The sequence below is a fragment of the Pseudomonas sp. Sample_24 genome, assembly GCF_004307605.1.
Lineage (GTDB): Bacteria > Pseudomonadota > Gammaproteobacteria > Pseudomonadales > Pseudomonadaceae > Aquipseudomonas.
On sequence record NZ_RCNW01000206.1, the window covers coordinates 1 to 805 of the forward strand.

Here is an 805-nt window from a genome sequence, read left to right on the forward strand (position 1 = left end):
AACCGGGAGAGACACACACAATGGCACTTATCAGCATGCGCCAGATGCTGGACCACGCAGCCGAGTTCGGCTACGGCGTTCCAGCCTTCAACGTCAACAACCTTGAGCAGATGCGCGCCATCATGGAAGCCGCTGACAAGACTGACTCCCCGGTGATCGTCCAGGCCTCGGCCGGTGCTCGCAAATACGCCGGCGCGCCGTTCCTGCGTCACCTGATCCTGGCGGCCATCGAAGAATTCCCGCACATCCCGGTGTGCATGCACCAGGACCACGGCACCAGCCCTGACGTCTGCCAGCGTTCCATTCAGCTGGGCTTCAGCTCGGTCATGATGGACGGTTCCCTGGGCGAAGACGGCAAGACCCCGACCGACTACGACTACAACGTCCGCGTTACCCAGCAAACCGTAGCCATGGCTCACGCCTGCGGCGTATCGGTAGAAGGCGAGCTGGGCTGCCTGGGCTCGCTGGAAACCGGCATGGCGGGTGAAGAAGACGGTATCGGTGCCGAAGGCGTTCTGGACCACAGCCAGATGCTGACCGACCCGGAAGAAGCCGCTGATTTCGTCAAGCGTACCCAGGTCGATGCCCTGGCCATCGCCATCGGCACCAGCCACGGCGCCTACAAGTTCACCAAGCCGCCTACCGGCGACGTGCTGGCCATCGACCGCATCAAGGAAATCCACAAGCGCATTCCGAACACCCACCTGGTGATGCACGGTTCGTCTTCGGTTCCGCAAGAGTGGCTGGCGATCATCAACCAGTACGGCGGCGACATCAAAGAAACCTACGGCGTACCGGTTGAAGA

1 protein-coding gene is annotated in these 805 nt (G+C 61.7%); it reads left to right on the forward strand.

What is annotated here, in order from left to right:
• Positions 1-20 precede the first annotated feature (20 nt).
• Positions 21-805: class II fructose-bisphosphate aldolase (fba, locus tag D8V06_RS10400; protein WP_130930922.1), on the forward strand; the 785-nt coding region annotated here is incomplete at its 3' end.